Below are 909 nucleotides of genomic sequence, written 5' to 3'. Positions count from 1 at the left end.
CTAGGGAGTGTCTTCAAAGCCATTGCAGTAGGGCGGCGATGGTGACGGTTGCCTGGTAGGAGGTGGCGGTCTTGTCGTAGCGGGTGGCGACTGCGCGGCATTGCTTGAGTCGGTTGAAGCAGCGTTCGACGACGTTGCGGTGTTTGTAGATGGCCGGGTTGAACGTCGGTGGCCGTCCGCCGCGGCGGCCTCGACGGGCTCGGCCGGCTTGCTGGTCGGAACGTTCGGGGATGGTGTGGCCGATACCGCGCCGGCGTAGGTAGCTGCGGATGGCGCGGGAGCTGTAGCCCTTGTCGGCGATGACGTGGTCGGGGCGGGTGCGTGGCCGGCCGGCTCCGTTGCGGTGGATGCGGATGGCGGTCATGACCGCGTCGAAGCGGGTGCAGTCGTTGACGTTGCCGCCGGTGAGCACGAACGCGAGCGTGCGTCCGGCGCCGTCTGCGGCGAGGTGAATCTTGGTGGTCAGTCCACCTCGAGATCGTCCGATGGCGTGATCCGCCGGTTCGTCCGTTTCCCGCTGCCCCCTTTACCGGCCGCGGCGTGTTGGTGTGCCCGCACGATCGTCGAGTCGACCGAGACCAGCCAGTTGATGTCCCCGACCGCGTCCGCACTAGCCTGCACACCGGCGAGCATCCGCGCGAAAGTCCCGTCCAAAGCCCACCGCCGGAACCGGGTGTAGACCGACTTCCACGACCCGTAGCGGGCCGGAACATCACGCCACGGCGCCCCGGAACGGACCTTCCACACAACCCCGTTCAGTACCCGCCGATCATCAGACCTGGGCCGACCACCCGTCAGCGTCGAAGGCAGGAACTGCGACAACGACTCCCACTCGGAATCAGACAGTTCGTAGCGGCGGATCACAGCCGACATCATCCACCGCTACACCCTTTGAAGACACTCCCTAGG

At 66.3% G+C, this 909-nt stretch carries 1 protein-coding gene; it reads right to left on the bottom strand.

What is annotated here, in order from left to right; genetic code table 11:
• Positions 1 to 13: 13 nt before the first annotated feature.
• Positions 14 to 861 (bottom strand): IS5 family transposase gene (locus tag Val02_RS46965; RefSeq protein WP_373318077.1). Its coding sequence is split into 2 segments (ribosomal slippage): positions 14 to 498 and positions 498 to 861, totalling 849 coding nucleotides; the frame shifts between segments, so codons are not numbered across the junction.
• Positions 862 to 909 lie beyond the last annotated feature (48 nt).

Source organism: Virgisporangium aliadipatigenens, assembly GCF_016863615.1.
In the GTDB taxonomy this organism is placed as follows: domain Bacteria; phylum Actinomycetota; class Actinomycetes; order Mycobacteriales; family Micromonosporaceae; genus Virgisporangium; species Virgisporangium aliadipatigenens.
Note: the sequence above shows the minus strand (reverse complement) of the source record. Positions and strands in the feature narration are given on the sequence as shown.